The sequence below is a fragment of the Trabulsiella guamensis ATCC 49490 genome, from assembly GCF_000734965.1.
Taxonomy (GTDB): Bacteria; Pseudomonadota; Gammaproteobacteria; order Enterobacterales; family Enterobacteriaceae; genus Trabulsiella; species Trabulsiella guamensis.
In genome coordinates, this window is the sequence record NZ_JMTB01000195.1 from 1 (window position 1) to 737 (window position 737).

Here is a 737-nt window from a genome sequence, read left to right on the forward strand (position 1 = left end):
CACAGAAGCATCTGGTGTATCAGAACGAGGACGAATACCGGGCTATTACCCGTCCCCCGATGGATGCTACCGGGCTTCCTCCCGGTATGGCAATATGCAACCAGATTGCAGACTGGCACCAGAGTCGATCATGGTCTGATATCGCAATCAGTTACTGTTGGTGGTGTGATCGAACAGAGAGGAACAGGCAGGCATATCGTGGATGATGTTAGGAATGCCGCACTCTGCCTGCTCAGACTGACATTTTCCGCCGCAGATAAAGCAGCCGTATGGCTTCTGCAAAATCATCATCCAGCGTGTAGAAATAGCACTCAGGTACATCCAGAACCCAGGTTGAAGCGCCAAACCATTTTCCACTGCAAATGATTTCAACTTATCATCGTCGGCGAAAGGATGCTTGAATGATGACCAAAATTTTTCAAACGAAGTATAATCCGGCACTATCGGCACTGGCGGTGCGGTGAATAGTGGAGCGATATTTCTTTCCAGGTCGGTAATTACGCTCCATACCGGAATAGATTCAACACCCTGCTTAGCCATATCGCGGTAACCATTTGCATAGGCCAGCACCGGATTTCGCCCTGAATTATTAGCTTCGAGCGATGCCAGCGCGATACGCACCAACTCAACCATGTGTCAGGGTGTAACTGAGATGAGTTTCCCTTTATCGAACCCGTTGAGTTGTACCATTTCTGCCACGTGCTGATAGCACTCAATCTCTTCTCTGGTGATAGTGG

General features: G+C 49.1%; 1 protein-coding gene. It reads right to left on the bottom strand.

Going from position 1 to position 737, the window contains the following annotated elements; all coding sequences use genetic code 11:
• Positions 1-147: 147 nt before the first annotated feature.
• On the bottom strand, positions 148-621 hold the full coding sequence (locus GTGU_RS26780; RefSeq protein ID WP_245609648.1) for a hypothetical protein: 474 nt from the start codon (positions 619-621) through the stop codon (positions 148-150).
• Positions 622-737 lie beyond the last annotated feature (116 nt).